The organism is Cupriavidus sp. HY129 (assembly GCF_059492215.1).
Genome location: NZ_CP083255.1, coordinates 1,459,549 through 1,477,321, shown reverse-complemented (window position 1 = coordinate 1,477,321; position 17,773 = coordinate 1,459,549). Strand labels below are relative to the sequence as shown.

The following is a 17,773-nucleotide window of genomic DNA, read 5'->3' as shown; positions in this document are numbered from 1 at the left end:
TGGCGACCAAGTCGCACGCATGCCGGAATCGGTGTCGTGAGTGTGGAGCTCGCGACGGCGACACAGGCGTTCAGAATTTCGATTCAGATTAGGCTTCATTTTTGCGATAGCAAGAAAAAATCGCCGGCATTTCCATGCCGGCGATTTTTTGTGCGTAACAGTAAAACGTAATTTCGTTGTATCGATTTTAATCTTTAAACAAAAACCGAACTTCGATACAAATAGTTTTAAAAAATAAACTGCTGTCGTATACAACCTTGTACGCCTTGTCAGGCGCGGCATGCGGCGCGCAATGAAATCTCACACGAGCATGCGGAGTGCCCAACGCACGCCCACAGGGACGCCGCCGCGTCGACCTGGACCACTGCACGGCACCACTATTGCGCCGGAAACAGGCAGGAGAGCCGCAGGAAAACGCTGCGCCGCAATAAACCCCACATGCCATCATCTTGCGAGCCCTAAACGGCCGCCCGCTCCCATCGTTGTGACGGGCGACATGCGTTGACGTCCGCGCGGTGGTACCGCTTCAGGGGCGCTGGGTAGACTGCGCGGCCCAAAAATGCGCCATGGCCGCTCGGCGCGCCGCCGCCTCGGTGCGCACATAGCGCGTGGTGGTGGCCAGCGATCGATGCCCGAGGTTCTGCTGCACGACCTCGACCGGCACCCCGGCGGCAAGCGCATGCGAGGCGTGGGTATGCCGCAGCCAGTGGGTACTGGCGCGCTCCAGGCATCGGGCGGCCGGTGGATCCGCGACCGCGAGGGATTGCGCGCAGCCCCGAAAGAACGCCTTGATCTGTCGATGAAAGGTGCTCGCCGCAATCGGCGCGGCCGGATCGACGGTCCGCCGATTGGCCCACGGCACACGGAGGGCCAGATCGGTTGCCCCGCCCAGCAACGCGGCGCCACCGGCCTGCCGCGGGTCACCGGGCAGGCACCGTGTCATCAGGTACTCGGCCAACTGCCGCATCAGGGTCGCCGGCAGCGGCACCTCGCGCAGGCGGCCGCCCTTGCCCACCACCTGCAGCCACCAGCCGTCCCACCCCAGGGTTCCCCCCTGCCCCGCCAGCCCTTCCTGCCGCAGATCGTCGGTGGTCGCGGCCACGAGTTCAGACAGGCGCAGGCCGGTGTCGTACAGCAAGGGCAGTGCGAACTGCAGTCGCTGGTTGACCGAGGTGGGCGGCAGCGCCGCCAACACGCGCACCAGGAGGGACCACTGGTCTGCCGTGAAGCCGCGCCCGGGATCGAGCCCCGTGACCACGGTACGTGGGGCGCGCACCGCGCGCCACGGATTGCCGCTCAGATAGCCCTGCGCGCCCAGAAACGCAAACAGGTTACCCAGCACGCCCAACGCATAGGCGCAGGAGGCGGCAGACAGGGGCCCGGCCAGCGGCCGCCAGCGCGCACTCCAGCGCGGCTCGGTGTGCGCGCTGCACCAGTCGGCCGGCGGCGCCAGCAGGAAGTCCCGGTAGGCCACCGCGTCCTCGATCGTGACGGAGGACAGCGCGCGGCCCCGGGCGAGCACCGCCCACAGCAGAAAGCGCTCGGCCTCCTTGCGGTAGGCCCGCTGCGTCGCGTTCAGAGCCCCTTCCGCCCCCTCCACGTCCACCGCACCATCGCCCTTGCTGGCGAGCCACGCGAGGATCGCATCCCGGTCGTTGTCCGCCGCCAGCCGACACTGCGTGCGCGGGCAACGGTAGGTACCGGTGCGTCCATCCAGATCAGCCGAAGGCGTAAAGCGCTCGAGCGGCAGCCAGGGGCTGACGGGCTCCGCAGGTCCCGCCCTCGCCTGGGTTGACGCACCCACCGCGTCGATCGCGTCCGGTTCGTTCGGGTCGGACGCCGGCACGGCGCCGAGCGTGTCGGCGTGGGCACGCAGGAACACGGTGATCGCGTGCGCCTTGCGCGCCCCGATGCCGCGTAAGGGACGCCACCAGTGCGGTCCGCGCGCCTGCATGAACATCACCAGATCGCCCAACGTGATCAGGCCAGCACGATGCAGGCGCGCCGCCACCGCCTCGACCAGCCAGGCCTCGCAGCCGTCCGCCGGCGACACCGGCTGGGCGACCTGCGCTTCGAGTGTGTGGATCGCGTCGAGCTGGCGGTGCAGCAACGCCTTGCGGCGGCGCTGACGGGCCAACGCCGGGCCAAAGGCGGCCTCATAGGCACTCAGTTGCTCGGCTTCCGCGAACCCATCGAGGCCTGCGGCTCGCACAAAATCGGCCAGCGACGGCAGCGGCGAGGCGCCAGGTGGCGCGAGATCGAGCCGCAGCAGCCGGGCGCGGGCGAAGTCGCCGCCACGCGCGGCCGCCGCCCCGAGTTCGGCCCGGATCCAGCCGGTCATGCGGTGCATGCGCGGGCCGTCGTCGAAGGCGCCCGCGTCGGCGAGGTAGCGCGCCCACATGGCGCGCGCGGACAGCCCCTGCGCCACCGCACGCAGGAAGGCGAAGTGGCCGCGGTGCAGGCGCGGGCGCACCACGCTATAGCGGCCGCGGGGACTATGGGGGCCATGTGGCGGCGCGGGCGCAGAGTCAGGGGAAAGGGACGAGAACATGGCCATGGCAGCTCCAGGTATCGGAGAGGGCACGGCAGAGGCGGGAGGCAGCACGCGGGCCGCAGGTGTCGGCCGATTTACGATAGCAGATAAGACGAATTATCCTGCAGTGGACACCCGCATTTTGCGGGCGGCTTTGAACGTCAACGAGTCCGTGGAGAAACTGGATTCTCTGGTGACGGGATTTCGATTGCTGTAACCCCACTAGACGTGTAGGTTGCTGCAAGGAATCCGTAGCCAACGCCATTCACTCCCACTTTCGGGCACGAGCCATTTGGCAAATGAAGACAAAGTTGTTAGGAATTTGAAGTCGGCCACGCCGCCCCCCCCTACTGGCGCGCCACGCGAGTACCGCATCCCGGTCAGCCAAAGCTGCAGACTGTGACACCTCGAGCCGCTGCAGCAGTTCATGCCCAGTCGTGCGTTTCGAGACGCCGCCCGGACGGCAGGCGCAAGTTGATTTCGCCGAGTTTCGGCTGCCATGGGGCAAGCGGTATGCCTTGTTCGTGGTGCCACGGGCTCAGTTAATTTCCCGACCCGGGTCTACGACAACGCGCCAGAACTGGTAGATTGGCTCGCCGCTGAAATACTGACGCACGACGTCAAGCCCGAAGTGGAAGCCTTCGACTTATCGATGATCTTCCAGGCCGCCAACATGCAGCGGGTCGGCAAGATCGCTGGAGAACTCCACGTCCAATTCGTGATGGGCCTCAAGAACGCAATGCCCGTCGACCGAGAGGTCCTGGAGTTCTATGTGGCGACGCTGCGTAGGCTTTCCCCCAACGCGACCTGGACAGGAGCTGGTATTGGGCGAGACCAAATTACTATGGCACGATGGCCGCTCGAACTGGGTGGACATTGCCGCACAGGTCTTGAGGACAACGTTCGCCTAGACCGAGATGTTCTCGCCCCTTCAAACGCTGCCCTAGTCCGCCAAATTGAAGCGCTTTGCGAAGAGTATGAGCGTCCAGTGGCAACTATTGCCGAGGCAAGCGCCATCCTTGGATTGAACGCCCTCGCCACATAGCAATCCAGCCTGTCAAATACTGGCGGCCAGTCGTGAGATTGACTCCGAAGCGCGATTCACAAGCTCGGCGACGATCGCTCGCGCTGGCCTCGCCTCTGTCAGTAGCCCTCCTCCGACGCCACTAGGATTGCTGTGCAGGTCCCAGCGACTGGCCGCTGCTGCCGCTGCATTGAAGTCATCCATCAAGACCTTCTGGTACGGATTTGCGAGCGGCTCCAATCCAGAGTCCTCCCAAGCCTTGATCGTGGCTTTCCGGAATCCGCGCATGGGACTTCCAGAGTAGATCCGGTCACTGCGGAAATCCTCCAGCCGCCCTTCAAGAATCTGGGACTTATGTTCGCCGGGAATATTGCATTCCTCGGCAACCAGGAACGCAGTTCCCATCCAAACTCCAACGGCCCCAAACGCCAAAGATGCAGCGATGCCCCGGCCATCGCTGATGCCTCCCGCCGCAATGACGGGGACAGAAACAGAATCGATGACATCAGGAAGCAGCGCAAAATTCGGAATTCGCCCCACATGGCCGCCGGCCTCCAGTCCTTGGGCAATGAGGAGATCTGCGCCGGCGAGCGCCTAGCTTTTAGCTTGCTTCGTGCCAGTGGCTAGTCCCATAACGAGCATCCGCTTCTCGTGCGCAGGCCCCGCGATGAGCTTCAGGTCACCGACCGCCCCTGCGAAGACCTGGACATCTTCCTCTAGAACCGCGTCGATCAAGCTTCGCGTCAAGTCAGCGCGCGAGCCACGAAGGTCCGCATCTGTGCCATCTGCAGTCGCCGCGCCAGACACGGCAATGCGACCATCTAGCTCCACTAGTTCAAGTCCGAAGCCTTTTGCCAATTCACGCACGAAAGCGGCATGCTCAGGGAACTGTTCAATAATCTCTCGCCGGATCCTGTCCCTATCCAGCTCGGCCTTCGCAGCGGCTTGTGGCAATACAAGGTTGACGCCAATGGGCTTAGCCGTCAACGCGCGAGCCTCTCGGATGACTGCACGTAGCCGCGAAGGCGATAGTCCTGCGGCACCGATAACGCCCAATCCTCCGGCTTCCGACACCGCGGCGACAAGGGCCGGAGGCGTTGCACGACCTTGAGATCCCATCCCTGCGAGACAAATGGGGTAGTTGATATCGAGCAGCTCGCACAGTCGCGTCCTGAGATGAATACCTGTCATAGATGTCTCCTAGCAACCATAGATCACGAACTAGCTAGCAACTCGTCCGCATCGCTCAACTCTCCTGGGGCAACGAGGACACCGTGGTCAATTACGAGGATATCGTCGATATATACACCGTGCTCGGTACACACAGCGTCGGGATGGTTCTCTCCACCCCCTCTTCCCACCAAGGAGTGCCAAACCCAATCGCGTCATTGCCCCGCACGCGAATGTCTTCGTTGAACGATTTCCCAGTAAACCGGGCCCGGGGATGAAATCCGTGAGAGAAGTGGATAATTGAGCCGAGCCCCCCGGTACTTGCCCTTCGCAGGGCCGCTTCGAACACCTTCCGATGACTGCCCCCTCCGGCAATGCTGCGAATACGACTTCCACCTCCATGGTTAGCCTGGCTCTGCTGGCAACGCCCGGGGCTGCACGTGGGCGGCCGCACCGCGCTGGACTGGCAGGGCGTGCGACACTTCGTGGCCCTGCGCCCACGGCTCATCTTGGGGCGAGGCGCCCACCACCCTGCCGCGTTGGGTGGACGCCGTCTATGCCTATACCTACCAGGGGTGCGCGCTGTTCGATCGGCGCCTACCGGCAGATTTCGGGATCACTGCCCTGCCCGATCACCATCCGGCGGTACGGGTGTCGGTGCCCGAGCGTGCGATCCTGGAACTGGTAAGCGACTGCACCATGAGTTCGCCCGAAGGCATGCGGCTCGTCCTCGGCGCGCTGCGCACCGTCCGCCGTCCCGTCCTCGAGCGGTTGCTGACGCATTGTCACCACCTGGACATCCGCCTGGTACTCGCCACGCTGGCCGGCCAACTCGACGCGCCCTGGGCGCAGTGGGTGGAGCGACACCTTGCCGCACGGCCGCTTAGCGCGCCGTGACGGCGTGCGCCACGCCGGGGCCGCCTTGGCGCACGCCGTCACGGCGCGCAGGAAACGAAGTGGCCGAGGTGCAGGCGCGGTCGCAGGCGACTCAGGCGGAACGGTTGCAGCCATGGCGGCTCCAAGCGTCGGAGCCCGCGCGGCACGGACTGGAGACAGAACGCAGACCACAGGTATCGGCGGCAGACAAGAATTGGCCTGCAGTGGACACACCGATTTTGCAGGCCTGTGGTGGCAAAACGCCCGCATTCCCAATGTAAGTGCGCACCAAAATCGACATCATTGGATGCTATAGTCTGTGCCGGTACTTGCGGAGATTCCTATGCGTACGACGATTACGCTTGACGATGAACTGCTGGCCAAGGCCCGTGCCTATACGGGGCTGGAAGAGAAAACGGCACTTGTGCGCGAGGCGCTAAAGGCCTTGATCCAGCGTGAAGCCGCCAAACGACTCGCGAACCTTGGCGGGAGCCAACCTGGCATCGAAGGGGCACCGCGTCGCCGCAGCGACGATGACGAAAACCGGATCGGTGAGCCACCAGACGGTGGATCAGATTAAGATCATTGAGGCTCCTGTCAATGGCGACGCACCGAATACGGTTGACGAAGAGGCCAAGGTCCTTACACGTTCACTGCCAGGCGTGGAGTCGGTCGCCGACGAAGACGGCGCGATGATCATCCGGTTCAGTGACGGAACTGAGGCTACTGTCGTGCGCAGCTTTCTCGCGTGGGCGGGCGATCCGACGTTTGAGCTTTGACTCCCTCGTGATGAGCGGACGGGCATGGCGTGTTCCCCTCGACCCCGAGTTCAGGCCGATTGAATTGGCAGCAGAAGTTGCGCGCGCGCTCTTCTCGCAATTCGCTCCCAATGCCGATGAGATTACGTTCTTATTCAAGCAGGACGTCGAATTTTTCACCCCGGAGCAAATTGGTCTAGCGTGGCTTGTCCCAATTGCGATGTGGACATCGAAGACTGGTGGGTGACCAAGATGGATGATTTCGCTGTGGGCAGACTACCTGACCTGCTGGTCAAGACTGCTGCTGTCAGGCTACCGTCTCATTGAACGATCTCAGATATTTGTGGCCGACAGCATTTGGACGGCTCGTACTTGAGGCGATGAATCCGAATCTACGCACCCTATCGGGTGAGCAAGAATCGCAACTCGAAGATGCGCTCGGCTGCAAGCTTAGAGCAATCTGTGTACCTATCTAGCTCTGATGCTCTCAACCGCCCGGAGAACGCCTGCTGTAACGGTGCTGCGCGCGAGCGCCGGCGACCGAAGGCCTTCCGAGTTTTCGCGTCATTTCCATTGGAATGATGCTGCTCGCACGAACTGCACACGCGCCTCCTCGGGCAGCCATGAAAATCCAATCTCGAGCCCGTGATCACACGCATCAGAGCATTTCGAAATGTCGACGTACTGCCAATGTTCCGGACGACACGCTTCTGCCCATATCCGCTCGAAAATGGCGCGGTCGTCGGAATCATGTGAGATGTGGTCCAACACAACCGAATAGAACGTCCATGGCTTTTCCCAATCCTTGAACTGAATTGCAACCCCGATGAGGTCAAGCGTGGCCATATTGCTTTGGTCCCAAAGACTCGAAGCGGTCAACGATACCACGCTGAATGGCTGCTTTCGGGTGTGATATGAAGGGTCGGTCACGGCCCGCTCACCGAGACGCCCCCTGCGTCCCGCACAGGAACTCGGCGATTGAGTCTCGGCAACCAACGAATCGGCAAGATCCGAAGCTGCCCCCGCACGAAAATTTTGGTCCTATGCTTCGGCTCTTCGGAGCCTGCGGTGCCTTCGGGCGCGCGCTCATGACGATCAGTATCTCGCTGATCCGAGGAAGCCTCCGGCCGTCACATGCTGCAATCCCCTTCTGCCACGGAGATAAGCGATGGATGACCATACCCAGATTCTCGTCTGCAAATGCGGGGGCCCCGTCCGGATTCGCGAACTGCACTTCGAAATCGGAGGCAACCAGGCCTTGGACTGTGCGCCATGTCCGCTGTGCTACCGAAAGCTCTACCAGATGTGCGTTGAAGGGGTCGTCTCGGCCGAACTGGTTTCGGAGGTGGAGTGGGACTAGCGCCCAGCGCCCACAACTTGAGGGGCTCCGGCACAAGCGCAAAATGGGCTCCCATCAACTCTAGGAGCTAGTCATGACTACCTCCCAAACATCTGTCACCCACCACGACCCGTGGAACAAGGGAAGACTGACGGGGCAGAAACCTCCGTTGAAGCTATCCGAGATCTGGGCCATCCGTACGCGCCTTCAGCTCACCGCAAACACGAGAGACTTGGCGATGTTCAACCTCGCCATCGACAGCAAACTGCGCGCTTGCGATCTGATCCGTCTCCGCGTTCAGGATGTCAGCGTAGGAAGACAAGTTGGCATGCGTGCGACGGTCATGCAGCAAAAGACCCATCGACCGGTGCAGTTTGAGATTACTGGCCCGACTCGCGAATGCCTCCAGGCCTGGATACATGCACGGGGATTGAGCTGCGGCGACTTTCTCTTCCCCAGTCGTTTGCATTCTTCGCCCCATATATCGACCCGACAATATGCCCGATTGGTCCATCGGTGGGTAGCCTCGATCGGCCTGGACACCTCCGCTTATGGGACGCATTCAATCCGGCGAACGAAGGTCTCTTTGATCTACCGACGGACCAAGAACTTAAGAGCCGTCCAACTGCTCCTCGGTCATACCAAGCTCGAGAGCACCGTCAGGTATTTGGGCATTGAGGTTGATGACGCTTTGGAGATTGCAGAGCAAACCGAAGTCTGACCTTTACATCGGCCGGCAGGCGGTCGCTTGTCGGCCATTAGGGGCCATTTGGTTGGTAGACGTTCGTGACCGAACTCCCCTCATTCCGGACGTAGACGCCTCTGTACCTGAATCCCAACCAAGTCGGGGAGACGCCGAACAGAATCCGCCACCCTCCGCGCATCCCGTCGCACCAATTACGCACGTTGCAAGCAAATATTAGAAAGCACTGGACAAGTCAAGCCACGAGGCCAGTGATTCGCAGGATTGACGCGCAACGCGGGTCGCTTCGCAGTTCCGGCAACCTGCGGCGCGATGCATCTCGGGTGGGATGACCGCACGGTATGTTGACATGCATCCAGAGGTCGCAGCCGAAGCGGTTCTCGGCGAACAGCCTGTTGACCCCGCTTGATGCTGGCGTGGACGTCGCGATCAGGATTGCACGTGCGCATTCAAGACCCATGCCTCTGCAGGATTTCCTTGGCGATCGTGTTACGCTGGATTTCGCTGGTTCCCGTGACGATGCGGTATAGCCGGAGCCTGCGGAAGATGAACTCGACCGGATGGTTCTTCGTGACACCCACGTTGCCATGAATCTGCACGGCCTTGTCCGCGATCTGGAAGCAGGCTTCCGAGACGAAGAGCTTGCACATCGACGCCTCCATGCGGACGTCACTGCCTGCATCGGCACGGCGCGCGGCAGCCAGCACCATGCTCTCGCAGGCAAACAGGCTGGACGCCATGTCCGCCAGCATGTGCTGGATGGCCTGGAATCGCATGATCGGGCCGCCGAACTGGCGGCGCGTGTTCGCGTAGTCAATGGACAAGCGCAGCGCCTGGCGGGCCAGGCCGATCATGGTCGGGCAGTGCAATAGGCGGTTGAGGCTGATCCGGTTCATCGCAAGCCGGAAACCGTTGCCTTCGCCGCCGATGCAGTTGCAGCGTGGCACGCGGACATTGTCGAGGATGATGTCGGCGTCCACGTACTGGCCGGTGATGGGCACGCAGGCGGTATCGAGTGTCACTCCCGGGCTGTCCAGATCGATAAAGATCGCGGAGATGCCTTCGTTGCCCTTGTCGGGGTCCGTGACGCACATCGCAAGTCCAAGCCAATTCAGAGACGACTCAGGACAAGGACAGGGATCGCAAGAACTTCGCTGAGATCTTTGAAGTGGCCGGAGTTGGCACCTGACGGTTGCTGTTCCATCGGCATGGAGGCGGTGGCGTAAAAAAAAGCCGCCCGGAGGCGGCTTTTGCCAAAGTTGCTTAGGGCAGCGCTACAGCCACAAGTGCACTCATACCCAGCCCGTGAATCGTTTCCAACACAGACAACACAGACAGCTTCACGAAATCCAGAGAGTTTTTGCCCATACCTTCACCTTCGGCCTTTCCGACACCAGTTGATGTCGAGTTAATATTTGTCATACCGCGCAGCTTGACGAAGTCAAGCACCACCAGCAGGAGAAAATAAAAGACCAGGTATGAGGCACCCAGCAGGGTCGAACTGCCCGCAACCGCCCCTGACCTAAGCAACCTTGCCGTGGATTATGCCAGATCGGCCCGTGTTCTCACGCTCGGGCGTGGCGCTTCCGGTCACAGGGGCGTTTTCTCACGATTGCCAAGCTGCATGAAGGGGCGTGCAGCGAGCGCGTCAACGAAGATTTTCTGCATTGCTGCCATCCTGTCGGCCACGGGCGGCGACTCGTATGTCCATCGGCGCCCTTTACCTACAGGTAGCCGCCCACAAGGCCGCCGGCCTGGTGCAGCATTTCCCGCAGCCACGCGTCGCGGTCCAGACCCAAATTCCGGCCGTAGGGATCGTCGTTGGGGTCGGGCGCATCGCGCTGCGCCAGCGCCTCGGCAAATTCCGCGGCAGCCTGATTACCAGCGAGGTCGACAGCAGCTGCGTTGCCCAGTGCAATCCATCCGCCAGACTGGCCCATTAGAGCCTGTGCACCGTCCAGATCAATAGCCCGCAAGGCGCCGCGCGCGGTCGCGTGTGCTGTGAGTTGGTAGTCGGCCGCAGCGTCCAGCGCGGCCTGCGCCTCGGCCTCGCGCGCGCGGTAGATATCCGGATTCATAGGGACGTTTCCTTAAGCCTGCCACGAAAATCTGGTCGCAAGATACCGAACGGTCGAGTCTTGCAAATCATGCCCGACCTGTCTCATCTGCGCTGAGAACGCAGGGAGCGTCGGATCGGCAAACGGCTCGCTGACGTAGAGTTCGGCACGCGAAATCACCGGTGTACGACAGCGACCCGACAAAGAAGGCAGTGGCCCACCTGTCGTCGTCTGGCAGCGCGCCGAAACTTGGCATGGCGGTGCCGGTAACACCGTTGCTGAGCACTTGATGCAGCGCGAAGAGGCTTCGCTCCTGCGCGCGCAGATGATCGGTCAGATCGGTTGGCTTCGGATCGAGCGTCGCAGCCAGCGGCCCATCACCACGCCCCTGCGCGCCATGGCAACTTGCGCACTGCGCCTGGAACAGCTGAGCGCCCCGACTTAGATCGGGTACTTTGGCAGGCGCCACTGGAAAAGGGTACGCGCGCTGTACAGCGGCCGCGAGTTCGTGGGCGATTTGCGCCACGGCAACCGCTGTGGCCTTGTTCGCGACTGCCTCGCGCAATGACGCTGCCTGCTCGCGTAGCGATTGAGTGGCGGGACCCTGAGGCAACTCTCCCAGTTGGCGCTCCGCTGTGGCCGCAAACTCCTGCATCTCCGCATATTCGGATCCATTGAGCACCTTGCCATCGTCCACCGCACCGCCGTAGTCAACCGCGACGTAGTCCAGGAGTTGCCAAATCTGCCGGGCTTTGGCGTCGAAGGCCTCCGCGGCGTGGACAAAGTTCGTGAACAACGCGCTGATCGTCAGCAGCAGTGCAATCGGCCAACGGCTCAGAACTCGGCAAAACATGGAGGCACCCCGGATATTCATTCGGAAATGAGTGTAATTCGCATTCGCCACCACGTCCACGCCAAACGCTTCGTTCCCGCCACCCTGCGACGCATTAGTGTCCAACGATGGCGTCGTCGGCTAGGCCAAGCGAGATCCTACCGTCAAGTGAGGCCTAAGGATCGCGCCGGATCTCAATGTAATCCCCCCGACAGTTTCCGGTTAACTCCTCGTACTGAGTCCCTCGCATTGCAGACGCCGCAAAACTGACAAGTCAATGCGACGCACCGTGCTTGCTGCATTCCTTCTCGCACCTTTCGCAAATCGTGGCACACAGCGCACAGATCTCCCTTGCGTGCTGGGGCTTTCTGAGGCCACCATCGCCGCTGCGAATGCGCAGGCCTGCACGCACCCGATATCAAGTTCGATGCTGTAGCGAGGCGTCTCAATGAACGCCCGCGCAAGACACTAAACTTCGGTACGCCGGCTGAACGACTCCATCAAGCTGTTGCGTTGACCGGTTGAATCCACAGGTGAAATCCGCTGCCACGCCGCAATGCCCACGCGCATCCACGAAGAATGCGCATCCAATCGTTAAATGACGGGAATCTAACCGCCACATGACATAGTTCTTTCAGAGCGGCTTCAAGTATTACCGCATCAGAAGCGATGCAATGCTCTTAAATTTTTCAATATCCAATCCAAGCTCCAGACGTTTGCCTTTGCATTGGCGCGATCAACGCAGGAAAAGATTTGTATTCATTACCGTATGAAACTGTATCTTCAATTTCTTCCCCGCCAGTGTTACCTCGTTAACATCAATCTTTCGGGAGGATTACATTTTCGCTCTATACGGCCCGCTGCTCGGGTCCGGGAATAAAATTAAATTGAAAAGACAGTTCTCGAACGCCCCATCCGCTACTTGTAATGTCAGGATGCGAATGAAAGCAGGCATGCCACTCTTCTTGTCCGTTGGCGCAGCCATCTGCCTTGTGCCGGGACAGGTGTGGGCAATACAACTGGCATGGGTTGCCGAGACACCGACTGGACTGGGCATTGATGGCATCAAGGCCGAACGCCGCGACGACGGGGATGAGGTCCAGCTATTGGTGTTGGCGGCCAATCCCCGGCATCACTCGATGAAGCATGTTACGCCGCCGAAGGCGACGAGCCAGCCGCCGGACCGATCGACGCCGGCATCTGCACCGGACAGTCAACAGGCGGGTTGCGAAGATGACAAGAAGACAAGGTCCACTGAACCTGTTGTTCCACAACATGGTGGACCCAATGCGCCCTAGTGCAGGACCATAACCTGGAGATCTAAACGATGAAACAAAAACTGATGGTCGGAGCCTTCATTGCTGCCGTATCGCTGAGTGCGGCGGCGGTCGATATGAGCAATGTCGTTAAAACCTACGATTTGCAGGACGGCTCGAAGGTGCACGTTTTCAAGGACGGCAAGATGGGCATGGAGAACAAGTTCGGCAAGTCCATGAACATGCCGGAAGGCAAGGTCATGGAGACCAGGGATGGCACGAAAATCATCATGAAGGGCAACGAGATTTTCAGGCTCGACGAAGCCCTCAGGAAGGGCCACAGCGAAGGGGGCTGATGCTGCCAGGGCGCGTTGCGCGCCCTACTTCGCCCACTCGGGGGATGCAGAAACGAAAATCCGCAACGGCCTCGTTGCCTGCATTCTCCATTCCTGCCGTTCCCCCGCAAGCAAATGAATCGTCACGGGCTGACTATTCGCCATTGGCGTCATGGCTTCGCTCTGCGATAGCACGACAGCGACGTCGATGCTTTTTTCACCCAGGTTTCGCAAGCTGAGCGAAACCGACTCACCGGTCCGGACGGCACGGCTCGCAGGCTGGCCGTCGAGACGGTCCACCTCCACGACCCACTCCGTCGCCGGCCATGTCTTTCCCGACGCGCCCGGCGCCAGATAGGCGGCCGCGGCAGGTTGCACGTCCGGGATGGGGATGATGTGTGCGTGAGCGACAAGCCCCGATAAGCTCGCCAGCCCAACGATTCCATATCTAATTCGACGCAACGCTTGCCTCCACTGCAGTAAGATTTGAAAGCCCATCGGGTCACTTGCTTCCGCCTCGCGGCGCAAGCTGACCAGCACGGCAGCCCACCCCAGGCAGCGCTGCTGTGCGCGAGGCCCTTGCGCGGGCCTCAGGTCAGTCCGAGGCGACCATGCGGGAACGTCATGGTGAAACGGGTTTTTCCGCCGGAACAGTCCGCGGCAATTTTTCCGCCATGCGCAACCACGATCGCCTTGGTGATCGACAGTCCCAGTCCGACACTGTCCGAATCCAGTCGCGTCCTGGACTTATCTGCCCGAAAAAACCGATCAAAAATGTAAGGAAGCAGATCCGGCCGGATTTCCTCGCCCTCATTCTCCACCACGATCATGGCATCAGTTCCGTGCTCCCGTACAGACACCAGGATCTGACGACCCTCCGCGGTGTAACGCAGCGCATTGGATAAGAGGTTGCTGAGCGCCCGACGCATCATCAGACGGTCGCCCGCTAATTTGGCGTTCCCCTGCAGTTGCAGGTTGACCCCCTTGTCCTCGGCCAGCGCGTCGTAGAAGTCGAAGAGTGCCAGCACTTCATCGGCAATATCGATCGACTCCTCATTGGGCAGCGTGATGCCGTGCTCCATTTTTGCCAGATACAGCATATCCGAGACCATCCGTCCAAGACGCTGCAATTCCTCGGCGTTTGAGGTCAGCACATCGCGATACTTTGCGGCGTCACGCGGCTGGGACAGAACGACATGTGTCTGCGTCATGAGGTTGGTAATCGGGGTGCGCAACTCGTGCGCCAGATCTGACGAAAATTCCGACAACCGTTGAAAATCGTTCTGCAGACGCTCGAGCATCGCGTTCAATGTCGCCGCGAGATCCGCCATCTCGACTGGCACCGCGGCCACCGGCATGCGCGCATCCAATCGGTTCGCCGTCACATCTTTAGCGCGCGATGCCATCATGCGCAGTGGCGCCAGACCGCGGCGCGCAGCCCACCAGCCCAGCAAGCCGCTAGCGAAAGCAGCGAGCGTTGTATAGAAAGCCAAGGACCGGCGGAAGGCATGCATAAAGTGTGCATGAATCTCCGTGTCCATTCCGACGACCACTTTCAAGGCGCCCACATCCGAGCCTAAAACGGGCACCTCCGCTCGCATGCCGCGGTAGTGCTTGGTTTCCTGCTGCCACACGAAGGTGCCTTCGGAGTTCGGCCCCTCGTTCGTAGCGCTCTCCGCCGGCCTGAAATCGAAATCCCGCGTGGCAAAAATCGTCTTGCCTTGCGCGGTCTGCACCCGTGCGACAAAGCCGGGATGGTGCTCCACCAACTCCTGCAGGCGCGCAGGCAGACGTTCCACAGGAGTTTCATCCGCGACGCGTTCAATCAGACGGATGTTGTCCCCCAGCACCACAAAATCTTCGTTGGCGAAGTGCCGGTCCATCGCCAGCCAGATAAGCACGCCAAGTCCGAGCAGGACCACTGCGGAGGAAAGCGAGAACAGGATGGTCAGCCGAACAGTCAGGGACAGACGGTGCCTCATAGAGGATCCTCAGGTGCCTCGAGGACGTATCCCATGCCGCGCACAGTCTGGATCAGCTTTACTTCAAAGCCGTCATCGATTTTTGCCCGCAGGCGCCGGATCGCCACGTCGATCACGTTACTATCGCTATCGAAGTTCATGTCCCACACCTGGGAGGCAATGAGGGATCGGGGAAGCACCTCCCCCCTTCGACGCGCAAACAACTCGAGCAAGGCGAATTCCTTACTGGTCAGCGTGATGCGTCGCCCACCGCGAGACGCTCGCCGCCGGCTCAGATCCAGAATCAGATCGGCCACTTGAATCCGGTCCATCGCTAGTTGCACCGCGCCTCGACGCAGCAGCGTCCTGACCCTGGCAAGCAGCTCCGAAAAGGCAAATGGCTTGACCAGATAGTCATCCGCGCCGAGCTCGAGGCCTCGCACGCGATCGGCAACACTGTCTCGCGCCGTCAGAAACAAGACCGGGACCGCGTTCCCTGACGCGCGGATGGCATGCAGAATATGCCATCCGTCGACGTCGGGCAGCATGACATCGAGGATGATGAGATCGTAGGTTTCATTGACCGCAAAGTGTTGACCATCGAGTCCATTGGCGACCAGGTCGACCACGAACCCCGCCTCGGTCAGGCCCTGCCGGAGATACTCCCCCGTCTTGACTTCATCTTCCACTACCAGCAGTTTCATTACCCAACCTCCTCCCAACGCGATCGGCCGGGTTTTGTTAATACAAATTTTTATCTTCGGCGTAGTCTACCCAGTACGCACCGAGGTGACCCCAACCTGTCCGGAATGTAATGTTCAGGTAAGTCGTCGGTAGCCAGCATCTCGCTACTCTTTGACCTGCCGCAAAAACCGAAGCGGCCATTCAAGCGAAAAGGACTATTTTCATGCGACGTGATCGACCGTCTGGCATCTTGCTGCCCAACCTGCCACGCCGCCGTTTCGTACAAGGTTTGGCCGCCGGCGGGGTAATGGCGGGGCTGAGTGCTTTGGGCGGAACTGCGTGGGCACAATCATCGGGACTCCCCGAAAGCGCTTCATCCGGCACCGCCCCGGTATTGACGGGGACGGAGTTTGACCTTGTCATCGCCGAATCGGTTGTCAACTTTACCGGTACGCCGCGGGTGGCGACAACTATCAATGGGATGCTTCCCGGTCCGACGTTGCGCTGGCGGCAAGGCGACACCGTGACGATCCGCGTCACGAACCGCTTGCACGAGCACACGTCAATCCACTGGCACGGCATCATCCTGCCGTTCCAGATGGACGGCGTACCGGGAATCAGCTTTGCCGGTATCGCCCCCGGCGAGACATTTACCTACCAGTTCAAGGTCGAACAAACCGGCAGCTACTGGTATCACTCGCATTCCGGCTTCCAGGAAATGACCGGTGTGTATGGCGGCATCGTGATTGATCCGGCCACCGGCGTGGACGGTGTGCGAGCCGACAGGGACTACACCATTCTGCTCTCGGACTGGACCGACGAGGACCCCATGCGAGTCCTGTCGAAACTGAAGGTTCAGAGCGACTACTACAACTACATCAAGCCCACCGTCTTCGATTTTTTCCGCGACGTTTCAAACGACGGTGTGAAGAGCGCTTTCGAGAAGCGCAAGATGTGGAACGAGATGCGGATGAATCCGACCGACCTGGCGGATCTTTCCGGTGCCACACTGACCTATCTGACCAATGGCGTTACCCCCGCTGGCAATTGGACTGGCTTGTTCAAGCCCGGTGAGAAGGTACGCCTGCGGTTCATCAATGGGTCCGGGAATACGTTCTATGACGTACGTATTCCCGGCCTGAAGCTCAAGGTCATTCAAGTCGACGGCCAGAACCTGGAACCCGTAAGCGTTGACGAGTTCCGCTTTGGTCCCGGCGAGACCTACGACGTGCTGGTGGAACCGCGAGACGACGCCTATACGATCTTCTCCCAATCCATGGATCGCACTGGCTACGCCCGCGGCACACTCGCGGTGCGCGCAGGACTCAACGCCCAGGTGCCGGCCGTGGACAAGCCCGAGTGGCTCACCATGAGCGACATGATGGGTGGCATGGGTGGCATGGGTGGCATGGACCACAGCAAGATGGACATGGGCGGCATGAACCAAGGCAGCATGGCTGGCATGAACCATGGGGCCATGACCATGGACCATAGCCAGCACGCGATGGGCGGCATGGCCATGGATGCTTCGCTCAAGGTCCCCAGCACGAAGGCTCGGCACGCCAAGACCGAATATGGCGCGAACACGGACATGCGCGTGGACATGGCCAGAACGAATCTCGACGACCCTGGCATCGGTCTGCGTAACAACGGCCGCCGCGTTCTGACGCTGGCCGATCAACATACCATTGGCGGCCCCCTCGACAAGCGCGGTCCTGCTCGGGAAGTTGAACTGCACCTCACCGGCAACATGGAACGCTACTCCTGGTCAATCGATGGTGTTGAGTACGGCAAATCCACACCGGTCCGTTTCAAGTACGGTGAACGACTGCGCGTGATTCTGCACAACGACACGATGATGACTCACCCGATGCACCTGCACGGCATGTGGAGTGAGCTCGAGTCGCCTGACGGTTCGTTCCAGGCCCGGCGACATACCATTCCGGTCCAACCTGCGCAGCGGATCAGCTTCCTGGTAACCGCCGACGCATTGGGCCGCTGGGCATGGCACTGCCACCTTATGTTGCACATGGATGCCGGGATGTTCCGCGAAGTACTTGTGGCCTGATCCGACTCTCTTCAACCGACTACCAGATCCCATGTACAAGTACACACGAATTGCAGTCGCCGCCCTGCTCACTGCAGGAATGAGCGCCGCGTGGGCACAGCACTCGCATTCGCCCAACAGTTCAAACAACGATGGTGCGCCGGCAAACGAAGCAACGCCGGATTCACGCCCCCAGAA

Annotated in this window: 15 protein-coding genes and 4 pseudogenes; 8 read left to right on the top strand and 11 right to left on the bottom strand. The window is 60.6% G+C overall.

Annotated elements, in window-relative coordinates; genetic code table 11:
- Nucleotides 1-526: 526 nt before the first annotated feature.
- Nucleotides 527-2,557, bottom strand: coding sequence for a site-specific integrase (locus K6G35_RS22945; RefSeq protein ID WP_231108954.1), 2,031 nt, complete (start codon nucleotides 2,555-2,557; stop codon nucleotides 527-529).
- 505 nt (nucleotides 2,558-3,062) lie between these two features.
- On the opposite strand from K6G35_RS22945, the pseudogene K6G35_RS22940 reads away from it, so the two are divergent.
- Nucleotides 3,063-3,578: pseudogene (locus K6G35_RS22940) on the top strand (beta-keto acid cleavage family enzyme); the annotation flags it as partial.
- A 12-nt stretch (nucleotides 3,579-3,590) separates the two neighbouring features.
- Here K6G35_RS22940 and K6G35_RS22935 read toward each other — a convergent pair.
- Nucleotides 3,591-4,133: pseudogene (locus K6G35_RS22935) on the bottom strand (NAD(P)H-dependent flavin oxidoreductase); the annotation flags it as partial.
- Between the two features lie 18 nt (nucleotides 4,134-4,151).
- Complete coding sequence (locus K6G35_RS22930; protein ID WP_017511943.1) at nucleotides 4,152-4,748, bottom strand: nitronate monooxygenase; 597 nt, start codon at nucleotides 4,746-4,748, stop codon at nucleotides 4,152-4,154.
- Between the two features lie 501 nt (nucleotides 4,749-5,249).
- Between K6G35_RS22930 and K6G35_RS22925 the strand changes: the two are divergent.
- From K6G35_RS22925 to K6G35_RS22915, 3 genes and pseudogenes are all read left to right on the top strand, one after another.
- Nucleotides 5,250-5,624 (top strand): annotated as a pseudogene (locus K6G35_RS22925) (type IV toxin-antitoxin system AbiEi family antitoxin domain-containing protein); the annotation flags it as partial.
- Between the two features lie 322 nt (nucleotides 5,625-5,946).
- Entirely contained in the window at nucleotides 5,947-6,183 is a 237-nt protein-coding gene (locus K6G35_RS22920) for a type II toxin-antitoxin system VapB family antitoxin (RefSeq protein ID WP_008652555.1), read from the top strand.
- On the top strand, nucleotides 6,155-6,382 hold the full coding sequence (locus tag K6G35_RS22915) for a cytochrome c1 (RefSeq protein ID WP_231108952.1): 228 nt from the start codon (nucleotides 6,155-6,157) through the stop codon (nucleotides 6,380-6,382). Before K6G35_RS22920 ends, K6G35_RS22915 begins: the two co-directional genes overlap by 29 nt.
- A gap of 543 nt (nucleotides 6,383-6,925) precedes the next feature.
- Here the strand turns inward: K6G35_RS22915 and K6G35_RS22910 are convergent.
- The gene (locus K6G35_RS22910) at nucleotides 6,926-7,207 is read right to left on the bottom strand and encodes a hypothetical protein (RefSeq protein ID WP_008652558.1); all 282 of its coding nucleotides are present in this window, start codon (nucleotides 7,205-7,207) and stop codon (nucleotides 6,926-6,928) included.
- Nucleotides 7,208-7,794: 587 nt separating this feature from the next.
- Here K6G35_RS22910 and K6G35_RS22905 point away from each other — a divergent pair.
- Entirely contained in the window at nucleotides 7,795-8,421 is a 627-nt protein-coding gene (locus tag K6G35_RS22905) for a tyrosine-type recombinase/integrase (protein WP_008652562.1), read from the top strand.
- Nucleotides 8,422-8,852: 431 nt separating this feature from the next.
- Here the strand turns inward: K6G35_RS22905 and K6G35_RS22900 are convergent.
- The 4 genes and pseudogenes from K6G35_RS22900 to K6G35_RS22885 all read right to left on the bottom strand — a co-directional run.
- Nucleotides 8,853-9,503: pseudogene (locus K6G35_RS22900) on the bottom strand (acyl-CoA dehydrogenase family protein); the annotation flags it as partial.
- 624 nt (nucleotides 9,504-10,127) lie between these two features.
- Nucleotides 10,128-10,481, bottom strand: coding sequence for a hypothetical protein (locus K6G35_RS22895; protein ID WP_008652569.1), 354 nt, complete (start codon nucleotides 10,479-10,481; stop codon nucleotides 10,128-10,130).
- Between the two features lie 67 nt (nucleotides 10,482-10,548).
- Nucleotides 10,549-11,373, bottom strand: coding sequence for a c-type cytochrome (locus K6G35_RS22890; RefSeq protein ID WP_227461555.1), 825 nt, complete (start codon nucleotides 11,371-11,373; stop codon nucleotides 10,549-10,551).
- A gap of 193 nt (nucleotides 11,374-11,566) precedes the next feature.
- The gene (locus K6G35_RS22885; protein ID WP_111733881.1) at nucleotides 11,567-11,704 is read right to left on the bottom strand and encodes a four-helix bundle copper-binding protein; all 138 of its coding nucleotides are present in this window, start codon (nucleotides 11,702-11,704) and stop codon (nucleotides 11,567-11,569) included.
- 529 nt (nucleotides 11,705-12,233) lie between these two features.
- On the opposite strand from K6G35_RS22885, the gene K6G35_RS22880 reads away from it, so the two are divergent.
- Both K6G35_RS22880 and copK read left to right on the top strand, forming a co-directional pair.
- Nucleotides 12,234-12,590 carry a Cu(II)/Cu(I) resistance protein CopM gene (locus K6G35_RS22880; RefSeq protein ID WP_495676372.1) on the top strand — a complete coding sequence of 119 codons (357 nt, stop codon included), beginning with the start codon at nucleotides 12,234-12,236 and terminating at the stop codon, nucleotides 12,588-12,590.
- A gap of 29 nt (nucleotides 12,591-12,619) precedes the next feature.
- A complete protein-coding gene (gene copK / locus K6G35_RS22875) occupies nucleotides 12,620-12,904 on the top strand; it encodes a periplasmic Cu(I)/Cu(II)-binding protein CopK (protein ID WP_008652571.1) in 285 nt (94 codons plus the stop codon).
- 24 nt (nucleotides 12,905-12,928) lie between these two features.
- Here the strand turns inward: copK and K6G35_RS22870 are convergent, their stop codons facing one another.
- Genes K6G35_RS22870 through K6G35_RS22860 form a run of 3 tightly spaced genes read right to left on the bottom strand, consistent with a single transcriptional unit; the run spans nucleotide 12,929 to nucleotide 15,548 of the window.
- Complete coding sequence (locus K6G35_RS22870) at nucleotides 12,929-13,423, bottom strand: hypothetical protein (protein WP_011514844.1); 495 nt, start codon at nucleotides 13,421-13,423, stop codon at nucleotides 12,929-12,931.
- A 50-nt stretch (nucleotides 13,424-13,473) separates the two neighbouring features.
- Nucleotides 13,474-14,865, bottom strand: coding sequence for a heavy metal sensor histidine kinase (locus K6G35_RS22865; protein WP_008652574.1), 1,392 nt, complete (start codon nucleotides 14,863-14,865; stop codon nucleotides 13,474-13,476).
- Entirely contained in the window at nucleotides 14,862-15,548 is a 687-nt protein-coding gene (locus K6G35_RS22860; protein ID WP_008652575.1) for a heavy metal response regulator transcription factor, read from the bottom strand. The genes K6G35_RS22865 and K6G35_RS22860 overlap by 4 nt, the downstream gene beginning before the upstream one ends.
- Nucleotides 15,549-15,751: 203 nt before the next feature.
- Here K6G35_RS22860 and K6G35_RS22855 point away from each other — a divergent pair, with 203 nt between their 5' ends.
- A complete protein-coding gene (locus tag K6G35_RS22855) occupies nucleotides 15,752-17,596 on the top strand; it encodes a copper resistance system multicopper oxidase (RefSeq protein WP_495676371.1) in 1,845 nt (614 codons plus the stop codon).
- The last annotated feature ends 177 nt before the right edge of the window (nucleotides 17,597-17,773 follow it).

Excerpts from the sequence above, each read along its gene's own strand:
- K6G35_RS22910 (WP_008652558.1), bottom strand. The coding sequence starts at position 7,207 with ATGGCCACGCTTGACCTCATCGGGGTTGCAATTCAGTTCAAGGATTGG.
- K6G35_RS22865 (WP_008652574.1), bottom strand. The coding sequence starts at position 14,865 with ATGAGGCACCGTCTGTCCCTGACTGTTCGGCTGACCATCCTGTTCTCG.
- K6G35_RS22880 (WP_495676372.1), top strand. The coding sequence starts at position 12,234 with ATGAAAGCAGGCATGCCACTCTTCTTGTCCGTTGGCGCAGCCATCTGC.
- K6G35_RS22945 (WP_231108954.1), bottom strand. The coding sequence starts at position 2,557 with ATGGCCATGTTCTCGTCCCTTTCCCCTGACTCTGCGCCCGCGCCGCCA.
- K6G35_RS22920 (WP_008652555.1), top strand. The coding sequence starts at position 5,947 with ATGCGTACGACGATTACGCTTGACGATGAACTGCTGGCCAAGGCCCGT.
- K6G35_RS22905 (WP_008652562.1), top strand. The coding sequence starts at position 7,795 with ATGACTACCTCCCAAACATCTGTCACCCACCACGACCCGTGGAACAAG.
- copK (WP_008652571.1), top strand. The coding sequence starts at position 12,620 with ATGAAACAAAAACTGATGGTCGGAGCCTTCATTGCTGCCGTATCGCTG.
- K6G35_RS22855 (WP_495676371.1), top strand. The coding sequence starts at position 15,752 with ATGCGACGTGATCGACCGTCTGGCATCTTGCTGCCCAACCTGCCACGC.
- K6G35_RS22930 (WP_017511943.1), bottom strand. The coding sequence starts at position 4,748 with ATGACAGGTATTCATCTCAGGACGCGACTGTGCGAGCTGCTCGATATC.
- K6G35_RS22895 (WP_008652569.1), bottom strand. The coding sequence starts at position 10,481 with ATGAATCCGGATATCTACCGCGCGCGCGAGGCCGAGGCGCAGGCCGCG.
- K6G35_RS22860 (WP_008652575.1), bottom strand. The coding sequence starts at position 15,548 with ATGAAACTGCTGGTAGTGGAAGATGAAGTCAAGACGGGGGAGTATCTC.